This window comes from Duganella margarita (assembly GCF_009857535.1).
GTDB classification, from domain to species: domain Bacteria; phylum Pseudomonadota; class Gammaproteobacteria; order Burkholderiales; family Burkholderiaceae_D; genus Rugamonas; species Rugamonas margarita.
The window spans coordinates 1-539 of sequence record NZ_WWCS01000075.1 but is presented as its reverse complement, the minus strand read 5'-3'; the positions used below and the strand labels follow the sequence as shown (position 1 = coordinate 539).

Below are 539 nucleotides of genomic sequence, written 5' to 3'. Positions count from 1 at the left end.
CTCGTATATTGAACGTACCGCGTCGCCATCAGATAATCAGAAAGGTGAAGCGGTCAGGCAGGGTGATGCCGACCAGACTGTGGGCCATTAAGCCCGTGGGTCAGATAGGTACCCCTGCCTGTTTCATTTTATAAGTCCGAACGGTATCTTGGGCCATCGCCAGATGCGTAAGCCCGCATACGAGAGAGGTCGAAAATGAATACGATAAGTACGGTGGTAGGAATCGACATTAGCAAGAAGAAGCTCGATGTAGCCTTGCTGGTGAACGGAAAAATCAAGGCCAAGGTGGTGGAGAATTCGGCTGCCGGCCATCAGTGTCTGCTGGACTGGCTCGATAAGTCCAAGATACAAAGGGCTGGTTTGCACGTTTGCATGGAAGCGACCGGCGTCTATTACGAAGCAGTGGCGACAGCACTGCATGATGCCGGGTTGATGGTCAGTGTGGTCAATCCGGGCTGCATCAAAGGTTTCGGCCAGAGTGAAAATCTGCGCAATAAAACCGACAAGGCCGATGCGGCCCTGATCGCGCGGTACTGCGC

At 53.4% G+C, this 539-nt stretch carries 1 protein-coding gene; it reads left to right on the top strand.

Going from position 1 to position 539, the window contains the following annotated elements:
* Positions 1–195: 195 nt before the first annotated feature.
* Positions 196–539, top strand: a 344-nt coding sequence (locus GTP55_RS29255) for an IS110 family transposase (protein WP_161048262.1), incomplete at its 3' end; no start/stop codon positions are given.